At 67.3% G+C, this 24,336-nt stretch carries 21 protein-coding genes; 14 read left to right on the top strand and 7 right to left on the bottom strand.

What is annotated here, in order from left to right; genetic code table 11:
- Positions 1–41 precede the first annotated feature (41 nt).
- The 4 genes from VSR72_RS07910 to VSR72_RS07895 all read left to right on the top strand — a co-directional run bounded on the left by VSR72_RS07910 (position 42) and on the right by VSR72_RS07895 (position 8,049).
- Positions 42–2,357 (top strand): cellulose synthase, encoded by a 2,316-nt coding sequence (locus tag VSR72_RS07910; RefSeq protein WP_342951843.1) that lies wholly within the window; start codon positions 42–44, stop codon positions 2,355–2,357.
- Entirely contained in the window at positions 2,354–4,534 is a 2,181-nt protein-coding gene (locus VSR72_RS07905) for a glycosyl transferase family protein (RefSeq protein WP_342951842.1), read from the top strand. The genes VSR72_RS07910 and VSR72_RS07905 overlap by 4 nt, the downstream gene beginning before the upstream one ends.
- 74 nt (positions 4,535–4,608) lie before the next feature.
- Positions 4,609–7,107, top strand: a complete 2,499-nt coding sequence (locus VSR72_RS07900; RefSeq protein WP_342951841.1) for a tetratricopeptide repeat protein — start codon at positions 4,609–4,611, stop codon at positions 7,105–7,107.
- Between the two features lie 9 nt (positions 7,108–7,116).
- Positions 7,117–8,049, top strand: coding sequence for a hypothetical protein (locus tag VSR72_RS07895; protein ID WP_342951840.1), 933 nt, complete (start codon positions 7,117–7,119; stop codon positions 8,047–8,049).
- A gap of 59 nt (positions 8,050–8,108) precedes the next feature.
- Here the strand turns inward: VSR72_RS07895 and VSR72_RS07890 are convergent, their stop codons facing one another.
- Positions 8,109–8,726, bottom strand: coding sequence for a LysE/ArgO family amino acid transporter (locus VSR72_RS07890; protein ID WP_342951839.1), 618 nt, complete (start codon positions 8,724–8,726; stop codon positions 8,109–8,111).
- A 143-nt stretch (positions 8,727–8,869) separates the two neighbouring features.
- On the opposite strand from VSR72_RS07890, the gene VSR72_RS07885 reads away from it, so the two are divergent.
- Both VSR72_RS07885 and VSR72_RS07880 read left to right on the top strand, forming a co-directional pair.
- Positions 8,870–9,778 carry a LysR family transcriptional regulator ArgP gene (locus VSR72_RS07885; protein ID WP_342951838.1) on the top strand — a complete coding sequence of 303 codons (909 nt, stop codon included), beginning with the start codon at positions 8,870–8,872 and terminating at the stop codon, positions 9,776–9,778.
- 783 nt (positions 9,779–10,561) lie between these two features.
- Positions 10,562–11,035 (top strand): DUF3331 domain-containing protein, encoded by a 474-nt coding sequence (locus tag VSR72_RS07880; protein WP_158758087.1) that lies wholly within the window; start codon positions 10,562–10,564, stop codon positions 11,033–11,035.
- Positions 11,036–11,315: 280 nt separating this feature from the next.
- On the opposite strand, the gene VSR72_RS07875 is transcribed toward VSR72_RS07880, so the two are convergent.
- Together VSR72_RS07875 and VSR72_RS07870 are read right to left on the bottom strand one after the other, a co-directional pair.
- Complete coding sequence (locus VSR72_RS07875) at positions 11,316–12,566, bottom strand: MFS transporter (RefSeq protein WP_342951837.1); 1,251 nt, start codon at positions 12,564–12,566, stop codon at positions 11,316–11,318.
- An 11-nt stretch (positions 12,567–12,577) separates the two neighbouring features.
- Positions 12,578–13,603, bottom strand: a complete 1,026-nt coding sequence (locus tag VSR72_RS07870) for a PRC-barrel domain-containing protein (RefSeq protein WP_342951836.1) — start codon at positions 13,601–13,603, stop codon at positions 12,578–12,580.
- Between the two features lie 473 nt (positions 13,604–14,076).
- On the opposite strand from VSR72_RS07870, the gene VSR72_RS07865 reads away from it, so the two are divergent.
- Positions 14,077–15,480, top strand: a complete 1,404-nt coding sequence (locus tag VSR72_RS07865; RefSeq protein ID WP_342951835.1) for an NCS2 family permease — start codon at positions 14,077–14,079, stop codon at positions 15,478–15,480.
- Positions 15,481–15,606: 126 nt separating this feature from the next.
- Here the strand turns inward: VSR72_RS07865 and VSR72_RS07860 are convergent, their stop codons facing one another.
- A complete protein-coding gene (locus VSR72_RS07860; RefSeq protein ID WP_342951834.1) occupies positions 15,607–16,002 on the bottom strand; it encodes a hypothetical protein in 396 nt (131 codons plus the stop codon).
- 120 nt (positions 16,003–16,122) lie between these two features.
- On the opposite strand from VSR72_RS07860, the gene VSR72_RS07855 reads away from it, so the two are divergent.
- Genes VSR72_RS07855 through VSR72_RS07845 form a run of 3 tightly spaced genes read left to right on the top strand, consistent with a single transcriptional unit; the run spans position 16,123 to position 17,688 of the window.
- A complete protein-coding gene (locus tag VSR72_RS07855; RefSeq protein ID WP_342951833.1) occupies positions 16,123–16,575 on the top strand; it encodes a metalloregulator ArsR/SmtB family transcription factor in 453 nt (150 codons plus the stop codon).
- Entirely contained in the window at positions 16,509–16,913 is a 405-nt protein-coding gene (locus VSR72_RS07850; RefSeq protein ID WP_342952034.1) for an SRPBCC domain-containing protein, read from the top strand. The genes VSR72_RS07855 and VSR72_RS07850 overlap by 67 nt, the downstream gene beginning before the upstream one ends.
- A 34-nt stretch (positions 16,914–16,947) precedes the next feature.
- Positions 16,948–17,688: a thioredoxin family protein gene (locus VSR72_RS07845; protein WP_342951832.1), complete on the top strand. Its 741-nt coding sequence runs from the start codon at positions 16,948–16,950 to the stop codon at positions 17,686–17,688.
- A gap of 96 nt (positions 17,689–17,784) precedes the next feature.
- Here the strand turns inward: VSR72_RS07845 and VSR72_RS07840 are convergent, their stop codons facing one another.
- Together VSR72_RS07840 and VSR72_RS07835 are read right to left on the bottom strand one after the other, a co-directional pair.
- On the bottom strand, positions 17,785–17,967 hold the full coding sequence (locus VSR72_RS07840; RefSeq protein ID WP_342951831.1) for a hypothetical protein: 183 nt from the start codon (positions 17,965–17,967) through the stop codon (positions 17,785–17,787).
- A gap of 108 nt (positions 17,968–18,075) precedes the next feature.
- Complete coding sequence (locus VSR72_RS07835; protein WP_342951830.1) at positions 18,076–18,981, bottom strand: NAD-dependent epimerase/dehydratase family protein; 906 nt, start codon at positions 18,979–18,981, stop codon at positions 18,076–18,078.
- 116 nt (positions 18,982–19,097) lie between these two features.
- Between VSR72_RS07835 and VSR72_RS07830 the strand changes: the two genes are divergently transcribed.
- From VSR72_RS07830 to VSR72_RS07815, 4 genes are all read left to right on the top strand, one after another.
- Entirely contained in the window at positions 19,098–20,030 is a 933-nt protein-coding gene (locus tag VSR72_RS07830) for a LysR family transcriptional regulator (protein WP_342951829.1), read from the top strand.
- 124 nt (positions 20,031–20,154) lie between these two features.
- Entirely contained in the window at positions 20,155–21,690 is a 1,536-nt protein-coding gene (gene hutH / locus VSR72_RS07825; protein ID WP_342951828.1) for a histidine ammonia-lyase, read from the top strand.
- 29 nt (positions 21,691–21,719) lie between these two features.
- A complete protein-coding gene (hutC, locus tag VSR72_RS07820; RefSeq protein WP_342951827.1) occupies positions 21,720–22,415 on the top strand; it encodes a histidine utilization repressor in 696 nt (231 codons plus the stop codon).
- A 224-nt stretch (positions 22,416–22,639) separates the two neighbouring features.
- The gene (locus tag VSR72_RS07815) at positions 22,640–23,290 is read left to right on the top strand and encodes a hypothetical protein (protein ID WP_342951826.1); all 651 of its coding nucleotides are present in this window, start codon (positions 22,640–22,642) and stop codon (positions 23,288–23,290) included.
- 43 nt (positions 23,291–23,333) lie between these two features.
- Here VSR72_RS07815 and VSR72_RS07810 read toward each other — a convergent pair whose 3' ends face one another.
- The gene (locus VSR72_RS07810) at positions 23,334–24,212 is read right to left on the bottom strand and encodes a LysR substrate-binding domain-containing protein (RefSeq protein WP_254356146.1); all 879 of its coding nucleotides are present in this window, start codon (positions 24,210–24,212) and stop codon (positions 23,334–23,336) included.
- Positions 24,213–24,336: the final 124 nt, after the last annotated feature.

Below are 24,336 nucleotides of genomic sequence, written 5' to 3'. Positions count from 1 at the left end.
CGGCGGTTGCGCCGCCGCGCCGACACCAAGAGGCATGACACGTGAGATTCGATCCGATCCGGCAGATGCGCGCAGCGGGGCGCAAGGGCGTGGGCGCGCCGCTGGGTGCGCAGCATTTCGCATATGTGGCCGCAGCGCTTCTCGCGGCGCTCGCCCGTTGTGCGTATGCGGCGCCTGGCGATCTGGCCAGTGCGTTCGCGCAGCTCGGTGCTGGGCGTGTGGAGTCGCGCAGCGTGTCGCTGGCCGATCTCGGCGTGCGCGATCCGGTCGTGCTGCGCGCGCCGGACGCGACCCAGGAGCTTTATTTGCCGGTGCCCGCAGGCTTGCCGATCAGCAACGCGACGCTGCAGCTCGACGCGAACTATCTGCGCGGCAACGGCGGACGCACGACCTTCCTGCTCTCGCTCGACGGCTCGCCCGTGCAGGCGCGCAACGTCACCGACGCGCAGGGTGACGGCTCGCTCAGCATCGGCGTGGACGGCGCGCCGCGCCCCTCGGGCTTCGTGCGCGTGGGACTGCAATGGTCGTCGGTGCTCAACGAAAACGTGTGCACGGACCAGACGGCGATCGGCAACGTCTGGAAGGTCGCGCCCACCACGCGACTCACGTATCAGTTCGACACCTCGGCCGTGAACGACGTGCGCACCGCGTGGAGCGCGCTGCCGGCCAAACCCGTGGTGCTGGTGAGCGGCGGCAAGCTCGATGCCGCGGCTTACGACGTGGCGTGGCGGCTCGAAGCTTTGTTGATGCGCGGCGGCGCCTCGCCCGTCACGACGCGCATGCCCGCGGTGGGCGACACCGTGAATCTCGGCACGATTCAGGTGCCGAGCGCATTGCAGGCGGTGCCCGCTTTCGCCGCGCTTGCAGGGGGCGGCTCGCACCGAATCGCGAATCCCGCCGAACTCGGTGCGCTCATCGCCCTCGCGCCGGCGGGCGCGTTCGAGCCCAACGTCGTGGTAGCCGACGACGCGCTGCGCGCGCAAGCGGGCACAGCGCTCGACGCGTTGCGCGGCGAAGTGCTGGCCGTCTCCGCCGATGCCGCGAGCGCGTTCGATGCGTGGCGCACGCATTCCGGCGGCGCGCTGGCCACGCCGTTCGAGAAGGGCGAATTGCGCCTCGCACATCTGGGCGGCCTGCCCACCGTGGTCGTAGGCGACGACACGGGCGTGAGCGCGCTTTCGCGCACGTGGAGCGGCATCGATGTGTCACGCCGGCTCGTCGTGCACGAGCTGGCCGCATCGCCAAACTTGAGCGCGGGTGGTTCGAGCGACCGTATCGCACTTTCGCTGATCGGTGGCACGCCCAGAACATTAGATGTGCTGACGAGTGCGGCGTGGGACGCCAACTTCGATCTCGCCGCCGTCTCGGGCGATGGGCGGATTCCACGCCGCGTCGTGCTCGATCTCGCTGCCGCGCCCGCTGCGGACCGCAATGGCCAGACGGCGTCGATCTTCTTCAATGGCGTGCTGATCGGCTCGCATCTCCTCGACACCGATGGCCACGCGCAGCGCGTGAGCGCGGACATCCCCGTCTATGCGCTCGGCACCACCAATACGCTGCGCGTGCTGTTCCAGCGCCAGCCGGCGGGCGGATGCCGCCCGCGCGAGCAGGGCTATCCCGCAGCCGTGCTGCCGGGTAGCCATCTGGTCATCGGCCAGGGGCCGCTCGGCGAAAACTTCACGGGCATGGTGGCGCGTTTTTCGCACACGGCAAACGTTCTCGTGCCCGACGCTTATCTGGCTGACCCGGTCACGACGCTGCCGCGCGTGGCGCGCCTTGCGAACGCGGCGGGCGTCGCGCCCACGCGGGCGACGCTCCAGGTGGTGCCGAACGGCCAGAACGCGCAGCCGAAAGACCCGTTCCTCGCCACCGATGTCGCGCTCGATAGCGAGGCGGGTCACGCGAGCTTTGCGGACGGCCGGCTCACGCTCAAGGGGCGCGGCGGCTCGACGCTCGTCGACATGTCGGGTCTCGCGAATCTCGGCCTGATCCAGGTGGTGCGCTCGGGCACGACGCCTGGCGTCGTCTACCGCAGCGTGGGCGATGCGCCCGTTCTGCCGCCGGGGATGCAGTTGCAGCAGGGCGACGTGGCCATCGTCGATGCGAGCGGCGTGCTCAAGACTTTCGACACGCAGTACCCCGGCGGCGTGCCGCCGACGGACGATCAGCGCGCGTGGCTCACGCGTCACTGGGCGGGTTGGGGCGTGCCGAGCATTTCAGTTGCCGTGCTGGTGTTGCTGCTGCTCGCGGCGGCCCTGGCGCGCAGGCGGGCGAGGGCGAGAACGGCGGCGGCCGCTGCGGCGCGTGCGGCGCAGGAGAGCGCCGAGAACCCGGACAACAAGCAGAGCGGATCGTGAGCACGAACGCCATCGACTGGTGGCTCAACTACTACGCCGGCCGCTACTACGAGGGCATGGAGTATCTCGCGGCTGTGGTTGCGGTGGTGATCCTGCTATCGAGCATCGACGATCTGTTCATCGACGCGTGGTACTGGGTGCGCCGCATCATCCGCCACTTCACGATCGAGCGGCGCTACGAGCCGTTGCGCGCCGAGCAGCTCTACACGCGCGAGCAACAGCCGCTCGCGATCATGGTGCCCGCGTGGCGCGAGGAGGACGTGATCGCCTCGATGGTCACCGACCTCGTGCGTGTGCTCGACTACAAGAACTATGTCGTGTTCGCCGGCACCTACCAGAACGATGCGGCGACCATTGCCGAAGTCGAGCGCATGCGGCGGCGCTACAAGCAGCTCCACCGCGTGGAGGTGCCGCACGATGGCCCCACCTGCAAGGCCGATTGCCTGAACTGGATCGTGCAGGCGATCTTTCGCATGGAGAAGGAAACCGGCATCGAGTTCGCGGGCGTGATCCTGCACGACAGCGAGGATGTGCTGCATCCGCTCGAGTTGCGCTTCTTCAACTATCTGCTGCCGCGCAAGGACATGATCCAGCTGCCGGTCGCCTCGCTCGAGCGCGAATGGTACGAGCTCGTTGCGGGCACCTATATGGACGAGTTCGCGGAATGGCATGCGAAAGATCTCGTGGTGCGCGAGAGCCTTGCCGGTACCGTGCCTTCCGCAGGCGTGGGCACGTGCTTTTCGCGCCGCGCGCTGGCCGGGCTCGCAGAGCAAACGCAGAACCAGCCCTTCAACACGGAGACGTTGACCGAAGACTACGACGTGGGCGAGCGCCTGGGCCGCATGGGCATGCATTCGATCTTTGCGCGCTTTCCCGTGGAGTTCGCCACGCGGCGCAAGTCGTGGTTCGGCTTCGGGCCCGAGCGCGACGTCACGTTGACCATGCCGCTGTGCGTACGCGAGTTCTTCCCCGATACGTTTCGGACCGCTTACCGTCAGCGTGCGCGCTGGACACTCGGCATCGGCCTGCAAGGCTGGGAGCAGACAGGCTGGGTCGGCACGCTCGCGAACCGCTATTTGCTCGCGCGCGACCGCAAGGGCATCGTCACGGCGTTCGTCGGCATCATTGCTTATGTGCTGCTCGCGCAGTTCCTGCTCTTTGCGTACGCTGAGTTTCTCGGCATTCGGCCCGATCTGATCGCGTCGCCATTTGCGGGCTCCCGCTTTCTCACCATCGTGCTGTGGGCCAACGGCGTCGCGCTGCTGCTGCGCGTGATCCAGCGCGTGTACTTCGTCTCGCGGCTCTACGGCTGGGAGCATGGCGTGCTTTCGGTGCCGCGCATGGTGATCGGCAACTTCGTGAACTTCATGGCGGTCTCGCGCGCGTGGAAGATGTATCTCGCGTATCTCGTCACCGGCAAGCGGCTCGTGTGGGACAAGACCATGCACGACTTTCCCTCGTCGGACGGCTTCACGGATCGCAAGCAGCGCCTGGGCGAACTGCTGCTTTCGTGGCAGGCGATCGGGCCGAAAGAGTTGGAGCAGGCGCTAGCCGAGGAGCACGCGAATGAAGCGCCGCTCGGGCGCGTGCTGATGGCGCACGGCTGGCTCGACGAGGAGACGCTCGCGGAGGCCATCGCGTTTCAGGCGGATCTGCCGCGCGGCCGTCTCGATCGCGAGCGGCTCACGCGTTACGCGGGCGATCTGCCACTCGAACTCGCGGTGCGTTACCGCGTGCTGCCGCAAGGCGACGACGGCAAGGGGCATGAGGTGGTGCTCTGCGCGAGTCCGCTTGCGGAACCTTCGCTCGCGGAGTTGCAGGCCCAATGCGCATTGCCGATCGTGCAGCGCATCGTGCGCGAGGGCGAGGTGGCGGACGGCTTGCGCCTGCTGCGCGGCGTGCCGCCGGGGCAGGTGCGCGACGCGCATGAGGCGAAAGCGAACGCCGAAATGCACGGAGCCGCGACGCCGGGCGTACCGCTGCTGGGCGATCTGCTGATCGAGCGCGGCGCGGTGAAGCGTGCTGCGTTCGACGGCGCATTGCAGCGCTATCGGCCCGCGGAACATGGACGTATCGGCGATTTCATGGTGGAGCAAGGCGTGATCACGCGCGATGCGCTGGCCACGGCGATCGCGGAGCAGGAGCGCCTGCGCGCCGAAGGTGCATCTGCGCCATGAGACGCACTCCAAAGCCATTTCTGGCGATGCGATCTTCATCCGGCTTTGACGCAAGCGCGCCGTTTCGTGCAGCCATGCCGCGTGCGCTTGTGCTCGCCGCGTTGTGGGCCGCGCTCGCGGGCGCCGGGCGCGCGCAGGCGCAGGCACTGCCGCAGGGCACGCAACCGTTGCCTTTGAGCGGTGCTGCGTATCGCGTCGCCCAGCAGGGTTACGACGCCTATGCGCGCCGCGACTACGCGGCGGCCGAGCGCTACGCGCGCGAGGCGATCCGTCAGCGGCCCGATCTCGCGTCGCTACGCTTGCTGCTCGCGAATTCCCAGGCGGCGCGCGGGCAGTGGCGCGAGGCGAGCCGCACGCTCTCCGACGCGATCGCGCAGATCGGTCCGGACGCGGCGCTCACGGCACGAAGGCGCGAAGTCGATACGCAGGTGGCGGCGCTGGCGCGGCCAGGTGCGCCAACAAGTGGCGGCCGTGCGGAGCGCGCCGCGCCGCCGCCGGGTTCCGGTCCGCCCGACTATCTGACCGGCCGGGCATGGCAGCTTGCTCAGGATGCCTACAAATCGTACGGCGCGAAGCAGTACGATGCCGCATGGCGCGAGGCGAGCGCTGTGATCGCGTTGCGGCCGGACATATTGCGTCTGCGGCTGCTCGCCATCGACGCCGCCGCCGCGGGCGGCCACGACCGCGAAGCCTGGCAGGCCGCGCAGGAGGCGCAGCGGCGTTTCGGCGACAGCCAGGCGTTGAGCGAGCGCCGCACGCAGATCGGCGCGCGGCTCGCGCCTGCGGCGGTGCAGGCGGCCCAGGCGGCGCGCACGCGCGGCGACACCGCGCAGGCTATCGCGCTCATGCACGAGGCGATCGGCTACGCGCCGACTCATCTTGGCAACTGGCTGCTGCTCAGCGAGATGCTGCTCGAGCAGAACGACATGGCGGGCCTCGAAGCCGCCGCGGGCGATGCCATTGCGTCGGGCGCCACGCCGCAACTGATGCCTTATGTGTTGCGAGGTTACGCTCGCGCGGCGCAAGGGCGCCCGGCCGAAGCCAACGACGATTTTGCGCAGGCGCTGTTGAGCGAAGGCGCCTCAGTGCGCGACGAACGGGTGGCGCACGCGATCATCGCCGATGTGTGGACGGCCGAAGGCCAACCGCAGCGCGCGCTCGATCTCCTCGCCACGCTGCCGCCCGCGGGCGACGACACCGACGCCCTGATCGCCATGCGCCGCTACTACGCGCGTGCGGCGCTCGCGCAGTCCGCCGCGCCGTCCACGCCTACTGCGCCGGGCGCGCGGGTGGCCACGACGGCGCGCCCGGTGCTCGACTGCACCGTGGACCAGTACGGCAGCGCCTGTGACGTCTACGCGGCCGATCCCGGCTTCGCTGACCGGCGTGCCGCGATCGTCGCGGCTGAACGCGGCGATCAGGCGGCCGCGCTCGACGCGCAGCGACGCGCCGTAGCCGCGGACCCGCGCAATCCGCAGCATCGGCTTGAACTGATCGACGCGCTTACCGCCGCGGGCGACACAGAGGGCGCAAAGCGCGAAGCTCGCGCCATGCTTGATGCGGGCCTGCTCGACGCGCTGCCGCCGCTTTCCGCCGCCTACGTGGCGCAACGCGCGGGCGACGATCGCCGCGCTTCCACGTACTTCGCACAGGCGGACGAAGCCGGCCAGTTGCCGCCGCAGGCCACGGGCGACGCGGGCTACAGCGCATACCGCGCGACTTTCGACGCGCTGGCCGCAAGCTATTTCAAACGCGCGATCGATTACGGCACCTCGCCGCCACAGGGCGTCGCGCCCGCGACGCTCGTGCAACTGCAGGACCTGCGCAATGCGCACGCGGACGTCACGCGCGACTGGGGCGCCATCGCTTCGGTCAACTATCGCGGCTCGGGCCTGCAGCCTGGCGTGTCGACAGGCGCAGTGCCGGGCTCGTACAACAACTGGCAGATGGGCCTCGAAGGCTACTGGCGGCCGTTCGGCACGCTCGGCGACCGCAACTTCGAGGTGTACGCGCGCGTCTATCAGGACGTCGGCGCGAAGGGCGATGCGCCAAGCGGCATCTCCACGGCGCTCGGGGCGATCGGCGCGCGCGCGAAGCCGTTCGAATCGATCAACGCGGTGATAGCGTTCGAGCGGCTCATTCCGATTGGCTCGCGCGCGCCGTCCGACTGGCTGCTGCGCCTGGCCTACTCGGGCGGCATCGGCACCGAGCGGCGGCTCGACGTGCCGTCGTGGTGGACGGTGCAGGACTACGGCGAAGTCGGCCATTACGTGAGCAACGGCTGGAACTACGGCACGGGCTATATCGAGGCAGGGCGCACGTGGCGGCTCGACACCATCAGCCCGAAGCTCACGGTCTTTCCGTACGCGGTGGCCGGCGTGGACTACGATTCGAGCATCAACCACAGTGTGCCGGTGGGCATGGGCGTGGGTGTCTCGACGCGCTACTGGTTCCGCGACAGCTTCTACGACGCGCCGCGCTCGTATGTCGACGTGTCGGTGCAGTATCGCTGGCGCATCACGGGCGACGACCGTGCGGGTGGCGTATTCTTCGGCGCCGTGCTTTCTTATTGAGGAAACCTGATGATCGTGCGGAGAAAGGCGCAACGTAGCGCAGGCCATGCAGAAGAAGCCGGGCGAACGCGCTTGCGCCGCTTGCCGCGATGCGCGCGTCTCGCATGCACCGCACTGTGCGCGCTCGCCGCGGCCGGTTGCACGCTGCAGGTGCCCGCGCACGCGGATGCCCTCGCACAAGGCATCGTCTGGCAGCCCGACAACGACCATCTCGACCTGCGCGGCGACTGGGACCGGCTGGGCGTGAACGAGCTGCTGGTGCAATGGATCGCCGTCGACGACGTCGCGTTCATGGCGGGCGCGGGCATTCCCGCGCCGCGCGTGCCCGACTGGGTGCGCATCGCCAACGAACCCTGGGCGCGCGGCGTGATCGTCGGCCTTGCGGGCTATTCGGATGAGAAGAAAGCGCGCGAGAACCTCGAAACGCTGGTGGATCGCTCGCTCAAGCTCGCGGCCGTGCGCCCGCCGGTTCACATCACGGGCTGGTATTTCCCCGTCGAAGTCGATCCCACCTGGACCGACGCGCCGCGCATGGCGCCGCTGCTGGAAAAGCTGCCGCATCCGCTGTGGATCAGCGTGTACGACACCAGCAACATCGGCGGCGAAGCGCTCGCGAAATGGCTCGACACCTGGCTGCCGCGCGATGTCGGCGTGCTGCTGCAGGACGGCTGCGGCGTCTACGCGCGCGGCCCGGCGGCGGCGCGCGAATACGCGGATGCCTTATCCGCGCATCTGGGCCACAAGCGTGTGCGCATCATCGCAGAGGCGTTTCGTCCGAAGCAGGGCGGGGGCTTTCGCGCGGCCACGGCAGCCGAACTGGCGCCGCAGCTCGAGGCTTATCACGGCTATCGCGTGTATCTCTTCGACGGGCCGCACTACATGTCGCCGGAACTCGTCGAGGGCCTGCTGCAACAGCTAAAGGCCAAGGGCGCCGCGCAGTAGCGGGTCATACGGCAAACGCATGACCCGCGCACGGCGGGCTCGACGGGCGTTCTCAGGCGCTAGCGCAATTGCGCAAAGGCGATCAACAGCACCATGCCGCCGATGGCGCCGTCGAGCACGCGCCACGCACTCGCACGCCGGAACAGCGGCGCGAGCGCCCGCGCGCCGTAGCCGAGCGCGACGAACCATACCGCGCTCACGCACATCGCGCCGATCGCAAAGGCAAGGCGGCTGCCCTGCGGCTCGCGCGCGCCGGCCGTGCCGATCAGCAGAAAGGTGTCGAGATACACGTGCGGATTGAGCCAGGTGAACGCGAGCGTCATGAGGATGATCGGCCAGGCGCGCTGCTCGGGCGCATCTGCCGCGGCGTTGCTTTCCAGCACCGCGTGCGAAGGGCGAACCGCGCGCCGCAGCGCGCCGATGCCGAACCACACGAGCCACGCGAGCCCCACATATAGAACGATGTGCACGAAGGTCGGATAGCGCTCGACGAGCGCTGAGGCGCCGCCCACGCCCGCGCCGATCAGGATGAAGTCGGACAGCGTGCAGAGCAGGACGATCTTGCCGACGTGCGAGCGCAAGATGCCCTGACGCAGCACGAACGCATTCTGTGCGCCGATCGTGACGATGAGCGAGGCGCAGAGCGCCGCGCCGTGAGTGAAAGCGAGCCAGTTCATGACGGTAGCGGGAAAGGTAGGAGCGCGGGCGGCGCGGTGCGCGGCGCCTGCGTTCATTGGACATCGACAGGGAATGGCGCTAGTCTGCCGCCATGGGCCGCATAAGCAAAGCTCATATTCATTAACCGGATTAAGGAACGCTAATGCTCGACTATGCCTTGCTCGATGCGCTCGCCGCCGTCGTGCGGCATGGTTCGTTCGATCGCGCCGCAGGCGCGCTCAACGTCACGCCTTCGGCGGTTTCGCAGCGCGTGAAGCTGCTGGAGGAGCGCGTGGGCACCGTGCTCGTGAAGCGCGGCCAGCCTTGCGTCGCGACCGCTTCGGGCGCGCTCTTGTGCCGCCACACGGAGCGCGTGCAGTTGCTCGAGGCGGAACTGGGCGGGGCGATGCCGACCTTCACAAGTGCGCTGGGCGCCGCGCGGCCGACGCTGCGCGTGGCCGTCAACGACGACAGCGTAGGCACCTGGTTCATTGACGCCGTGGCGGGCTTCTGCGTCGAGCGCGGCATCCTGCTCGATCTGGTGATCGACGACCAGGATCACACCGCGCAACGCATGCGCGACGGCAGCGTGCAGGGCGCCGTCACGACGCAGGCCGAGCCCGTGCAGGGCTGCCGCTCGACACGCCTTGGGCGCATGCGCTATCTCGCGGTGTGCTCGCCGGCGTTTTTCGAGCGGCATTTCGCGCAGGGCGTGACGCGCGACACGCTGCGCCACGCGCCGTGCGTCGAGTTCAATCCCAAGGATCAGCTGCAAAAGCGCTTCATTCGCCGTATCACCCGCGCGCAGATCGACGCGCCGCTGCACTGGATTCCCCATGTGGCCGGTTTTCTGCGCTGCTGCCTCAATGGCCTGGGCTGGGGCATGTGTCCCGAGCGCATGATCGCGCCGCATCTCGCGCGCGGCGAACTCGTCGCGCTCACGCCGGGCCGCGCGCTCGACGTCGAACTCTACTGGCAGAGCTGGCGGCTTTCGATTGGCTGGCTCGACGACTTTGGCGCGATGCTAAGGGTGCGCGCCGGCGAATTTCTCGATCAAGGCCGTGGCGCTTAAGACCGCGCCGCGCGATATCTTCATTCGTTTGTCTTTATCCGCGGATTCAATGACGGTTTAGTGTGCATACTTTCGGTGCGGACTTTCGGTGCAGATGACAGCGCTTGTAAGATCACCGCATAGTTGCCATTTGTCTTGTGCGAGTTGCACAATGTCCTCATTGATGGGCGGCAAGCGTCTAAAGCAATATCCAAAATCCATTAATTGCTATTCCGAATAGTGGAATGTCTCGATATTCCATGCGTGTGAAGGATGCAAGCTTCGTGCGAGAATTCCGCATCCATTCATCGTCAATAGACTGACGTTTAGTATGTGATCCGTCTGATGCACCTATGTCAAATAGGGCATTGCGTTTCATTGATCGGTCACGGCCGGTGTGTAAGAGTGGAGCCCGTGTGATGCCGGAGAAGGCCGCTAGATTGGCTCTGGGCGGGCTTTTCAGACTTTATGCGTCCACGGGGCGCAGCGGGCGCTGTAACAATTCAGTTATGTTGAAAAGTCACGCCACTAGTGACATGAGGCGTGAAACCGGTTATTTTTTCCGCAGTTGGATTGTTAAGTATCATCAAATCGGCAAAAAAGTTCACGGATGTAAAGAAACCAACATTGGAGGCTTACAGTCGGAACTGAAAGCTCCGCCAACTCGTTTTTTGCGTTCGGCATTATCGTGTGAAAATTGCGTTTTTCCTGTGGATTGCGAGTTGAACACGCTATAATCCGGACGTGGCAGAGTGCTTATTCGACCGGCATATTTGAATCGTTTCCACGTGCACGAGGTGCATTATGACGAAATTAGATACCGGCAGCGTTTGGCAACAAACCATTGACCTTCTGTCCGCGGCTTCCGAGCCGCTCAGCCTGGACACCGAATTCGAAGGCGGCAGAAGCTGCAAACCGGTACCCATCACACGCGGCGCTTCGGAGGCGGCCAACCGGCGGCGCGCCACCGTCCGTTCGTGGGATGCGCAGGGCATCACCTTGATCCGGCGGCATGATCCGGACAGCATCACCGTTTGCTGGAGCGACGCCACCTATGGCCGCTACTCCGACCAGTTGTGGCGGGTCTGCACGGCGCGACGCAGCGCCGTTTGCGCGCTGACCGGCGAGAAGATCCGCCGCGGCGACGCGGTGTTCCGGCCGAGCCCCAATCGCCGTCATCGCCCGGCCAATGCCGACGCGATGATCCTCGCGAGCAAGCTCGACAACCTTCCCAACGCCGTCGTCGCGGCGCGGCTGGACGAGGCGCTGGCCGCCTGAGCGCGCCGGCGTCACTTACCCGGCGCCCGTGCGGGTTTGCCGAGTTTGTCTTTCGTTGTCCTCGTGTCGCAAGGCTGGTCACACCTCGTCATCCACCGCCGTCCTGCCGCCTTCTTCAAGGCGCGCGGGCGCGGCAGGTCACAAGCTAGTCATTCCAACGTCATGAAGCTGCGCGAACCGGCGCCCCAAGGGGCGTCGGCGTTCGTTCGCAGTAACCAAAGCGGGTTGCCACCGCCCACCTTCGCAGGCGCAACCGGCGCCCGCGAAAGCGGCGCACCGCTCACACGGTGGCGTCGCGGGCGTTTTCCTCTTCGAGCGCGTCGCGCGTCTCAGGCATCGCGAGCCAAACCAACAGCACCGCGGCGGCGCCGGCGCTCGCGAGCGCGAGGAAGCTCACCGTATTGCCCAGGTGATCGGCGATGAAACCGGCCAGCGCCGTCGAAAGCGTCGCCCCGATCCCCGCCGAAAGTCCGAAGAGCCCGATACAGAGGTTGTAGCGGCCCTTGCCGCCCGCCACGTCGGCGGCGATGAGCGGCAGCATCACGCCGAACACGGCGGCGGAGAGGCCATCGAGCATCTGCACCGGCACGAGGAAGTACGGGTTGCCGACGGCGGCGAAGAGCAGCGCCCGCAGCGGCAGCGCGCAAAAGCCGAGAATCAGTACGGGGCGGCGCCCCCAGGCCTGCGCTGTGCGGCCCACCCAGGGCGACATCAGCGCGACGATGGCTTGCGGCACGATGATGCACGCCGCAATCACGAGCTGGACGTTGTCGCCCATGCCGGCCGTGACTTCGCCGGCGGCGAGGTTGAGCATCGCGGCGTTCGAGAGGTGGAACAGCACCACACAGGCCGCGAAGGTCAGCATGCGCCGGTCGCGCAGCAGGTCGAAGATCGTCTCGCGAGATTCGCTGGAGCCCGCGGCGCCAGCCTTGCCGGGTTTGGCCATGGGTTTGGCGTAGGCGGCGTTCTGGTCGTACTTGATCATCGCGAGCGCGACGAGCGCGGGCAGCGCGAGCGCGGCCGTCAGCCAGAACACGGAGCGCGGCGACCAGTACTCGCCGCACAAGCCCATCAGCCCGGCGGCCACCGCGCTGCCGATCGAGGCCCAGCGCGCGTTGCGCCCGAGCCGGTCGCCCAGGTTCTGGCGGCCCACCAGCGCGAGCGCGAGCGCAGCCATCGCCGGCACGAGCATGCAGCTCGCGAAGCCGTGGAAGATCTCGGCGGCCATGACCGCCACGACGGTCGGGCTCGAGGCGAGCAGCACGGCCGAAATAATGATCGCGATGATCGCCCACGCGGCGGCAGCCTTCTTGTTGCGCAGGGCGTCCACAGCCGCGCCGCCCGGCACCTGGCTCACCATCGCGCTGATCGTGCCCACCGAAAGCGCGAGGCCGATCTCTCCCTGCGTCCACTTGTGCGATGCCAGATACGAGGCGATGAACGGCCCGAAGCCCGTTTGCACGTTCGCCACGAAGAAGTTCAGCCAGTCGAGCGCGCGCACGCTGCGCGGGTCTGGAGTGGTGTGTTGCATAGTGCCGTCCGTCATTTGGCACCGTGGGCATTGGCTGCGGAGGCGACGGGCGATGCGGCGGGCGCGGCCTGCGCTGCCGGCGCGGCGGAGGCCGGCGGCGGCGGGGCCGCGGGCGTCACGGCGCGCACCGGCTGGTCGGGCGAGTAGGGCGGCGACGCATCCACCTGCTGGTCGCTCATTTCGAGTTGCGCTTCGAGCGCATTGTTCTTCGTGACGAAGTGCAGCGCGGACCAGTCGGCCGCGATCGTATGACGTTTTTCGAGCGTGCCGCTCACGTCGAGCACCACGGCTTGTGGGGCGGCGCTGCCGTCGAGCAGCACGTCCACCACGCGGCCCACCTTGGCGCCGTTGGCGCGCGCCACGTCTGCGTCGAGCATGGGCAGGCGCGTCGCGCTCGCCTCGGGGTTGCCGGGCTGCGGCGCGCCGGCCTTGGGGCGGTCGGGCAACTGCAGCTGGTTCGCCGGCAGGGCGAGCGTGATGGCGGGTGTTTTCGGCTGCGTGTTCACGCGCACGCCGCTCCACGGGAAATTGGCCTTGCGGTCGCCAATGCCCATGAAGCCTTGCAGGTTCACCACGACGTCGACCGGCTTGCCGCCGGGGCCCGTGACCATGTCGACGGCGCGGCCCACGACCTTGCCGTCGGTCTTTTGCACTTCGCTGTCGAGCAGTGTGCGGAAGGTGCCGCGCTCGAGCGTGCGCACCTGCACGATCGGCGTGGGGGGCGGCGCGGGCGGGGCGCTTGCGGGCGCGGGCGGCGGCGGCACCGGACGGCGGCGGTGCACCAGCGCGGGGCGCGGCTTTTTGGGCGAAGGCTTGATGGTGGCCTCCGTTTCCGGCTCGCTCGCGGCTTCCGGCGCGGACGCGGCCTCGGGTTCGCTCGCGGCAGGCTCGGGCTCCGTGGCCACAGGCGCCTCCGGCTCGGGCGGCGGGGCGGACCGGAACAGGCTGCAGCCCGAGAGCGTGAGCAGCATCAGCAGCGTCAGGGCGTACGGAAAGTGAAAAACAGGACGTGCGGAACGCAAGATGCCGCGTCTCATCTACTGAAACTCCTTGGAGCAGCCGGCGCGACGCGCGCGCGGCGGGGGAAACCGGGTCGGGATGCGTGAGTGTAACCCGCGCACGGGGCCGATCCGCTTAACGACGGCGCGGCGGCGAGACGTGCGAGGTGCCGCAAGCGCCGAGCCGGGCGCGGCAGGGTGCCCGCACGACGGCCGGGCGACGGCCAGGAGCTTCCAGGTGTAAACGCGAGGCGGCCCGGCGCGGCGCGCCCTGTTCATGGGCATATAAGCATCGCGGCATGAACTCAATGCGACTCGTGCGATGGGAGCGCTAATCGTGTTCGCCTAACCTTCGCTCCATCCATAAAGAGATGTCAAAACGATGAGCGCCGGACGTTGAGCCAGGCGCCGGCAACGCGTCGACACGACTAAATCATTCGAGACAAACCTGACGACGGATCGGCTGGTGAGCCGGGAGCCGTTTCAGCATGCTGATAAAGGAGGCACTCACCATGATCGAACCCCACGCGCAGCCGCTCGCCGGCACGACCGCCGCCGCCGAAGCCGAGCCTATAGAGTTGGGCCAGGCTTCCGGTTTCATCGACCGCTATTTCGACATTGCCGCGCGCGGCAGCTCGCTGCGCCAGGAGGCGATTGCGGGCGTCACGACTTTCCTCGCGATGGTCTATTCCGTGTTCGTCGTGCCGGGCATGCTCGGCAAGGCGGGCTTCGACACCAGCGCCGTGTTCGTGGCCGTGTGCCTGACCACGGCGTTCGGCTCGCTGCTCATGGGCCTGTGGGCGCGCCTGCCGATCGCCATCGGCTGCGCCATCTCGCTCACGGCGTTCACGGCCTTCGGTCTCGTGCTCGGCAAGGGTCTGAAGCCGGAAGTCGCGCTCGGCGCGGTGTTCCTCATGGGGCTCGTGTTCACGGGGATTTCGGTCACGGGCGTGCGCTCCTGGATCCTGCGCAACCTGCCGCACGGCATCGCGCATGGCACGGGCATCGGCATCGGCCTCTTCCTGCTGCTGATCGCCGCCAATGACGTGGGCCTCGTCGTCAAGAATCCGGGCGCGGGCCTGCCGGTCTCGCTCGGCCATATCACATCGCTGCCGGTGATTCTTTCCGTGGTCGGCCTCGCCGCGATCTTCGGCCTCGTGCGCCGCCGCGTGCCGGGCTCGATCCTGATCGTGATCGTCGCGATCTCGGCGCTCGGCCTCGCCATCGACCCGGCTGTGGCCTTTCACGGCGTGTTCGCGTGGCCTTCGCTTTCGGCGCCGGGCCATGCCTCGCTGATCGGCGCGATGGACGTCAAGGGCGCGCTTTCACTCGCCGTGCTGCCGAGCGTGCTGGCCCTCGTGATGACGGCCGTGTTCGACGCCACCGGCACGATCCGCGCCGTGGCAGGGCAGGCGGGCCAGCTCGACGCGAACGGACGCATCGTCAACGGCGGGCGTGCGCTTACGGCCGACTCGGTCAGCTCGATCTTCTCGGGCTTCCTCGGCGGCGCACCGGCGGCGGCCTATATCGAATCGACGGTGGGCGTGGCAGCGGGCGCGAAGACGGGTCTCGCCGCTGCCATGGTCGGCGTGCTGTTCCTGGCGGTGATGTTCTTCGCGCCGCTCGCGGGCCTCGTGCCCTCGTATGCGACGGCGCCCGCGCTGATGTATGTGGGCCTCATGATGCTTTCTAGCGTGAGCCGTCTCGACATGGCCGATATGGTCGACTCGATGTCGGGCCTCGTGTGCGCCGTGTTCATCGTGCTGACGGCGAACATCGTCACCGGGATCATGCTGGGCTTTTGCACGCTCGTGATCGGCCGCGTGGTGAGCGGCGAGATTCGCAAGCTGAACGTGGGCACGGTGGTGATCGCCGGCGTGCTGGCCGCGTTCTACCTGGGCGGCTGGGCCATCTGATGCTCGGATGACCCGGTCATTCGCCCGGTGGCCATGGCGGCCCGTCCGGGCGGCTGCACGGCCCGCGTCGCTTCACGGCGGCGCGGGCCGTGTGGCGTTTGGCGTATGGACGAGGGCTTTCGCGCGTTACTCGGGCAGCACGCTGTTGCGCCCTTTACCCGATTTGCGCGGCTTGCGCGGTTTGGGTTCCACGCCGATGCGCGAGTCGCGCGCGAGGACGAGCGCGCTCAACTGCGCAGCGGTATCTTCGAACGCCGCATCGGCCTGCGGCACATAGAGCCATTTGCCGAGCACCGGGTGCACCCGCAACGCCGGCATCGTTTCGATGAGCGACGCCTGGTTCTCCCGCGACGTGCACACCAGCACGCCGTTGAATGGCGGGTCGCGGTCGGCGGCCACGAGGCACAGCAGGCCGTCCAGATACGCTGCGTCGCAGCCGAACATGGCCTTGCAGACGTAGCCGGGCTCGCGCTCGAAGGCGTCGAAGATCCAGAGCAGCGAGTTGCGGATTTTGGACGGCATGGCTTGGCAGACGTAGTAAGTCGCGGCGCGAAGAAATCGCCATTCTAGTGGCGGCGATGCCTCCGTGTAACGGCTTACGCGTTCCTTGACATCCTTCGCTCGTCACCTATGCTAAACCACATGGTTAAGTATCAAGACGCCACCCTCGACCGCACCTTCGCCGCGCTCGCCGATCCCACCCGGCGCGCGCTGCTCGCGCGCCTCGCGCAGCACGACGAACTCTCGGTGAGCGCGCTCGCGCAGCCGTTCGCGATGTCGCTGCCCGCGGTCATGAAGCATCTGGACGTACTCGCTCAGGCGGGCCTCGTCACGCGCGCGAAAACCGGCCGCACCGTCGCGTGCCGGCTCGCCGCGGGGCCGATGGAGGACGCGATGCAGTGGCTCGCGCACTATCAACGCTTCTGGAGTGAAGCGCTCGATCGACTCGCCGCTTTCGTGGAGGAAGATGCATGTCTACCCAACCCGCAGCCGCACCAGGAACTGCCCCTCAAGCTCCAGGCCTCACCATCCGGCGACGCCTCAACGCCACCGCCGCAAAGGTCTACGCCGCGTGGACGCAGCCGGCGCAACTGATGCGCTGGATGCAGCCGCTCGACACGACCTGCATCCACGCCGAGGCGGACGTGCGCGTGGGCGGCCGCTTTCGCGTGATCATGCGCGCAGCGAACGGCGAGGACCACGACGTGAGCGGCACGTATCTCGAAGTCGTGCCTGAGCAGAAGCTCGTATTCACGTGGGCGTGGCGCAGCACGCCGGAGCGTGAATCGCTCGTCACGGTGACGCTGCGCGCCGACGGTCCCGCCACTGACCTCACGCTCAAGCACGAACGCTTCTTCGACGAAGCGGCGCGCGATTCGCACAACGAGGGCTGGACGAGTTCGATCGACAAACTGGTGGCGCTGTTCGAGTAAACGGCGCTGATTCAACCGCAAGGAGGATTCGACGATGGAGCCGCACAAGATCGTTTCGCAGACCGAATGGCTGGAGGCCCGCAAGGCGCTGCTCGCCGAAGAGCGCGCTTTCACGCACGCACGCGACGCGCTGGTGGCGAGGCGTCAGGCGCTGCCGTGGGTGCGGGTCGACAAGACTTACACCTTCGATACACCGCAAGGCAAGCGCACGCTCGCCGAGCTATTCGGGCCGCGCAGCCAGTTGATCGTTTATCACTTCATGCTCGGGCCGGAGTGGGAAGAGGGGTGTCCTGGCTGCTCGTTTCTCTCCGATCACGTGGACGGCATGCTGCCGCATCTGGAGCATCACGACGTGACGTACGTGGCCGTTTCACGCGCGCCGCTCGCGAAGATCGAGACGTTCAAGCGGCGCATGGGCTGGCGTTTTCCGTGGGTGTCGTCGAATGACAGCGACTTCAACTTCGACTACCACGTGTCGTTCAGCGAGGCCGATAAGGCGCGCGGCAAGGCGATCTACAACTACGCTGAGCAGGACTACATGAGCGATGAACTGCCCGGCGTCAGCGCGTTCTATCGCGACGAGGCGGGTGACGTGTACCACACGTATTCGACGTACGCGCGCGGCGGGGAGATGCTGATCGGCACGTATGCGATGCTGGAGTTGACCGCAAAGGGCCGCAACGAAGAGAAGGACATGCGCGAGTGGATGCGCCACCACGATCGCTATGAAGACGCCCCCGCGCAATCGTCGTGCTGTGCGCACGAGAAGCAGTAATTGTCGCGCCACGCGGGCAATATAGTCAGACGGTTGTTAGCACAACGAAAGCGTGCTGCGCCATCGGCGTAGGAAGCAGCGAACGAAATGCGCTAGCTACAGCGACATTTCGAACGCGGGGCGCAGCAGCACTTCGATCGCCATCACGATGAGTCCCATCGCGGCGGCGGCGAGCGTCAACGTGCCATATTCGTCGTAGCGCGCGTCGTAGAGACACGCGATGACAAACAGAATGGCGAGCAGATTGGTCAGCCAGTCGAAGTTGAGCGCGAAGAGCATCGGCGTATCCGGTGCCGGCGCGTGGCGTGCGCCGGCGGGTAGTGCAAACCGCCCGGATTCTAGCGGATCGACCTTACGGATACGCAACAATTACGTGCTCTACAACACTTATCTTTGCGGTTTCGGCATCTCCGCGCGGATCCAGTCGGTGACTGAGGTGCGCTGCGGCTGCCAGCCGAGCAGCGTGCGGGCGCGCTCGCCGCGCACACGGCTGTTCGAGCCGAGGCCGTACGACGCCATTTCGTAGCCCCATTCCTCGATCGCGGCTTTGAGCGGCCAGTCCTGCGGTGCGCCCAGACCCATCACTTCGGCGAGTGCCGCGGTCATGTCGCGGAAATTCGCTTCGCCGCTTTCCACGAAGTAGAACGTGCCCGCCGGCGTGTTTTCGAGCGCGAGGCGATAGAGTTCGGCCACGTCGTCGACATGCACGTTCGACCAGATGTTCAGGCCGCGCCCCACGTGGCGCATCACGCCGCTCTTCTGCGCCTGGCGGATGAGCCGCGGCAGTTGCACGCTCGCGGCGCCCGGCACCGCGCCCACGCCGTAGATCAGCGTGTTGCAGAGCACGGCGCTCTTCACGCCGCGCGCCGCGGCGGCGAGCACGAGATTGTCGATGGCCACGCGCGGCGCCTTGTCGGCGGTCGGCTCGGGCAGGGCGTCTTCGCGGTAGATGCGCTCGGTCGCCTCGCCGCCCGATGCGTCGCCCACGATGCTCGAGCCGCTCGTGTGCAGGAGCGTCTTGCCGGAGCCTTCGAGCGCGTCGATGAGCGCCTCGATCGCGCCGCGGTGGTCGCTGCTCGCCGCGTTGATCACGGCATCGGCGGCGCGCGCTTCGGCCATGAGCGTCGCGTGATCGTCCAGATCGCCCTGCACGGGCGCGATGCCAAGCTTTTCGAGGTCGGCGAACTGCTCGGGTCGGCGCACGAGACCGCGCACCGAATGACCAGCGCGCACGAGATGCGCCGCGATCGTCCCGCCGATAAAACCGCCTGCGCCTGTCACGAATACTTTCATGGGTTGCTCCTGGTCCTGTTTTCGATTGCGATGGAAGGCAGTATCGGGGTATCCGGGTTTTGCAAAAACCGTGTTAGTCTCAAATGAATATTGACTTCAGATCAAGAATAGCCACGATGAAGACGTCGACCGACGAACTGCGCGTATTCGTCACCGTGATCGACGCAGGGTCGATCACCGCCGCCGCGGAAAAGCTCGAGCAAACCGTATCGGGTGTGAGCCGCGCGCTCACGCGGCTCGAAAAGCAGCTGGGCGTCGCGCTGATTTTGCGCACCACGAGGCGCTTGCAGCTCACCGAGGAGGGCGAACTGTTCCTCGATCGCGCCCGCGCGATTCTCGCGGCGCTGGCCGACGCGGAAGAGGCTGTCACGCGCCACCGCGAGCGGCCTTCGGGGCGGCTGCGCGTGGATGCCGCCACGCCGTTCATGCTCCACTGCATCGTGCCGCACGTCGCGGCGTTTGCCGACGCCTATCCCGATATCGAACTCGAACTCACGAACAACGAGCGCATCGTCGATCTGCTGGAGCAGCGCGTGGATATCGCCATTCGCATCGGCACGCTGCAGGACTCCACGCTGCATGCGCGCTCGCTCGGCACGAGCCGTTTGCGCATCGTGGCGAGTCCTGGCTATCTCGCGGCGCACGGCACGCCGCGCAGCGTCGCCGCGTTGCGCGAACATCGGCTGATCGGCTTTACGGCGCCCGTGCATCTCAACGGTTGGCCGTTGCGTTTGGCTGGCGGCGATGAAACGCACGCAGGCACGAAGACGCAGGAGTCCGAGCACGGCTACACGATCGCACCGACGCTTTCGGCGTCGAGCGGCGAGACGATACGTCAGCTCGCGCTCGCCGGAAGCGGCATTGCGTGCCTCGCCGACTTCCTCACCACGGCCGACCGCGAGGCCGGCCGCCTCGTCACCGTGCTGGACGACGCGCTCGTTGAATCGCGCCAGCCGATCCACGCCGTGTACTACCGCAGCGCGGCGCTCGCGGCGCGCGTGCAATGCTTTCTCGCATTTATTGGGGGCAGGCTGCAACTCGACGCGTGACGGACGATTGCGGCGCTCTCGTGGATAGTCCCAGGCTACAAGTGCGGCAAAGGGGAGTTGTATAGACAGGCGCGCCAGGCTAGACTTCGGCCACTTTCGCGACTTGTATAGACAGGATTCGACCATGCTCCCGACCCTCCGCCTCACGCCCGGCCATCTGACCCTGCCCCAACTGCGCCAGATCGCGCGCGAGGCAGTGCGGCTCGAGCTCGATCCGGCCAGCTTCGCCGCCATCGACGCGGGCGCTCGCGCCGTTGCCGAGATCACGGCGAAGGGCGAGCCGGCCTATGGCATCAATACGGGCTTCGGGCGCCTCGCGAGCACCCACATTCCGAACGACCAGCTCGAACTGCTGCAGCGCAATCTCGTGCTCTCGCACGCCGTGGGCGTGGGCGAGCCGATGTCGCGTCCCGTCGTGCGTCTCTTGATGGCGCTGAAGCTGTCGAGCCTCGGCCGCGGCTATTCGGGCATCCGCCGCGAAGTGATGGACGCGCTCATCACGCTGTTCAACGCCGACGTGCTGCCGCTCATTCCCGTGAAGGGCTCGGTTGGCGCCTCGGGCGACCTCGCGCCGCTCGCGCACATGTCGGCGGTGCTGCTCGGCATTGGCGAAGTGTTCATCCGCGGCGAGCGCGCCAGCGCAGAAGCGGGTCTCGCCGCTGCGGGCCTCAAGCCGCTCGCGCTGCAAGCCAAGGAAGGTCTCGCGCTGCTCAATGGCACGCAGGCTTCCGCCGCGCTTGCCCTCTACAACATGTTCGCGATTGAAGACCTCTACCGCACGGCGCTCGTTTCGGGTGCGCTCTGCGTGGATGCGGCCGCTGGTTCGGTGAAGCCGTTCGACGCGCGCATTCACGAACTGCGCGGCCATCGCGGCCAGATCGATGCAGCCGCGGCCTATCGCACGCTGCTCGAAGGCTCGGCGATCAACCTCTCGCACCGCGACTGCGGCAAGGTCCAGGACCCGTACTCGCTGCGTTGCCAGCCGCAGGTGATGGGCGCGTGTCTCGACCAGATGCGTCACGCAGCGCAAGTGCTGCTCATCGAAGCGAACGCGGTGTCGGACAATCCGCTGATCTTCCCGGAAACGAACGAAGTGCTGTCGGGCGGCAACTTCCACGCAGAACCGGTGGCCTTCGCCGCCGACAATCTCGCGCTGGCCGCAGCCGAAATCGGCGCACTGGCCGAGCGCCGCATCGCGCTGCTCATTGACGCGACGCTTTCGGGCCTGCCGCCTTTCCTCGTGAAGGACGGTGGCGTGAACTCCGGCTTCATGATCGCGCACGTCACGGCTGCCGCACTGGCTTCGGAAAACAAGACGCTCGCGCATCCGGCTTCGGTCGATTCGCTGCCGACCTCCGCGAACCAGGAAGACCACGTTTCGATGGCGACGTTCGCCGCGCGCAAGCTCGCCGACATCGCCGACAACACGGCCAACATTCTCGCGATCGAACTGCTCGCCGCAGCCCAGGGCGTGGACCTGCGAGCGCCGCACCACACGAGCCCGGCGCTCGCGCACGTCATGCAGTCGGTGCGCGCCGAAGTCCCGCATTACGACCTCGACCGCTACTTCGCGCCGGACATCGAAGCGATCACGCGTCTCGTGCAGAACGGCGCGATCGCTTCGCACAGCCCGCTTGCGTTCGAGTCCGAGGCGCGCTAAGCCGCGTTGCTGCGGCACGGGCCAACGCGATGAACGCTCCCGCATACCAGGGCATCAAGGACTTCATTCTCGCGCGCATTCACGCAGGTGAGTGGAGCGAGGGCGACCAGGTGCCTTCGGAGAACGAACTGGCGCGCGAGTTCAAGGTCGCGCGCATGACCGTGAACCGGGCGTTGCGCGAACTCACCGCGGAACAGGTGCTCACCCGCGTGCAGGGCGCGGGCACCTTTGTCGCGCGGCCCAAGTACGAGTCGACGCTCGTTTCCATCCGCAGCATCTCCGACGAAATCCTCGCGCGCGGGCACCGCTACCGCGCCGAGGTGCTCGAGATCGGCGTGCATCGCGCCGACGAGGCGCTCGCCGTCGAAATGGGGCTCGCCGCGAACGATCAGGTGTTCAACTCGCGCGTGCTCCACTTCGAGAACGACGAACCCGTGCAGCTCGAAGAGCGCTGGGTCAATCCCGCCATCGCGCCCGATTACGCGGCGCAGGACTTTACGCACATCACGCCGAACCAGTACCTCGTGCATGTCGCGCCGCTGCAGGGCGTGGAGTACCGCATCGAGGCGCTCGCGCCTGAAGCCGATACGCGCGTGCACCTCGCCATGGGCGATGCCGAGCCGTGCCTCGTGCTGCACCGGCGCACGCGCTCGCGCGGGCTCGTGGCTTCGGTCGCCAATCTCTGGCATCCGGGCAGCCGCTACCGCTTCACAGGGCATTTCTAACGGGGCCGCCTAGGTGGGGCCGCCCGGGTGGGGACGCCCGGGTCCCGCCGCATTCCTCAGCTTTTTCCCTGTGCATCGCCGAGGGTCGTCGGCATGCGTCTTGCTGACCCCTTCAGATTGCTGACAACCGCACGCAGATGGGGCCAGACGGCCCGAGAAAGCGCGCATGGTGCGCCGCAGCCCGTATCATTGGCAGGTGATGCGAACGAAGGAGGAGCTCCGCAATGGACGATGCCAACGCCACGCTCATGCCGATGTGGCGGGCCAATCTCGCGCTGCTCACGCGCGAGGTCGGGTCCGCGACGAGGCTCGCGCGCATGATGACGTTTTCCGCGAGCCACATGAAGCTGATCGTGTCGGGCGAGCGCGACTTCAGCGCGGAGTTCGTGCGCGGCGTGGAAGCCGTCACGGGCCTGCCCGAAGGCTGGATGGACGTGAAGCACGAGAGCACCGACGTGCCCGACGAGACGCGCGAAGCGATCGCGAGCGAGACGCCGCGCGCGCGCTTTCGCGGCACGGCGCACCCGGTGCGCAAGGCGCCCGTGCTGCGCGTGGAGCCGATTTTCGGCCAGGGCGCGAAGCGCGAGGAGGTGACGGCTACGCCTGAGGCGCACCGGCGTCTCGCGGGCATGCGCAAGATCCGCGATCTCGCGGCGCAGGACGTGCGCAAGCTCGAGCGCTACCTGAGTGTGCCGCCGGTCGAGCCGGCGGTGTTGCGCTCGCGCATCGAAGATGTGATCAACTATGCCGACCCCGATGAGCGCGTGCGCGCCGATCTCGAAGGCCGCCTCGAACAGATCGAGAAGCATCGCGAAATGCTGCTGCGGCACGTCTCGCGCCTCTACGCGCTGCTTTCGCGGCTCGGCGACGATTGATTCGTTGCCCGAAGCATCGTTTGCCGGATGATCGTCTGATGAATCAACGCTCCTGGACGCGCAGCTCCGCGAGTATCTGGTCGGCCAGAAAGTCGCACGGCGGACGGTTCGAGCGTGCGCTGCGCGCGAGCACCACTTCCAGCTCGGGGAGTGCCGGCAGGCCATGCTGGCGGCCAAGCGTGACGAAGGTCTCGGGCACCGCGCAGCGCGCGAGCGGCGCGATGGCGAGACCCGCGGCCACCATGCTGCACAGGCCCATCAAGCTCGGGCTTTCATAGGACGTGCGATAGGCTATCTTCGCGCGCTCCAGCGCCTGGATCGCGTTCGTGTGCGCGACGCTGCCGCCGCCGAAGAGGGCGACCGGCAGCGGTCGCTCGCGCCAGATCTCGCGCCCGCTCGCCGCGCTCACCGCGGCGGGGGGCGCAGCCCACACCATCGGCTCGAAACGGATGAACTCGCCCGCAAGACCGCGCGTGCGCGTGATGCAGGCGAGGTCGATCTTGTTGTCTTTCAGGAGCGGCATGAGCGCGCTGCTCGGCAGCCCGATCACCTGGATTTCCACCTTCGGCCAGTTCGCCGAGAACTTGCGCAGCACCGGCGGCATGAGCGAGGACGCATAGTCGTCGGGCACGCCGATCGACACGCGGCCCGTGACTTCCGGGTGCGCGAGCGAGGCCCATGCCTCGTCGCGCAGCGCGAGCATGCGCCGCGCGTAGGCGATGAGCGTCTGGCCGTCGGGCGTGGGCGTGACGCTGCGCGGCGCGCGGATGAACAGCGGCTTGCCGATGGATTCCTCGAGCGCGCGGATCTGCATGCTGAGCGCCGCCTGCGAGCGGTGCACGAGCGCGGCGCCGCGCACGAAGCTGCCGGCGTCGGCGACGGCCACCACCATGGCGAGCACGTCGAGGTCGAGGGTCTTCATTGGTATAAGAAAAATTGATCGAAGGCTTCAATATAACGCGTTTGTCTGAACGCGGGGAGAGGCCGATACTGGGGCCGTACCGACCCTTCGCGTCGTTCCCCTGCGTTGTTCTTCGCTTCCGGAG

The organism is Paraburkholderia sp. JHI869 (assembly GCF_038900775.1).
Lineage (GTDB): Bacteria > Pseudomonadota > Gammaproteobacteria > Burkholderiales > Burkholderiaceae > Paraburkholderia.
This window is presented reverse-complemented; position numbering and strand designations above follow the sequence as displayed.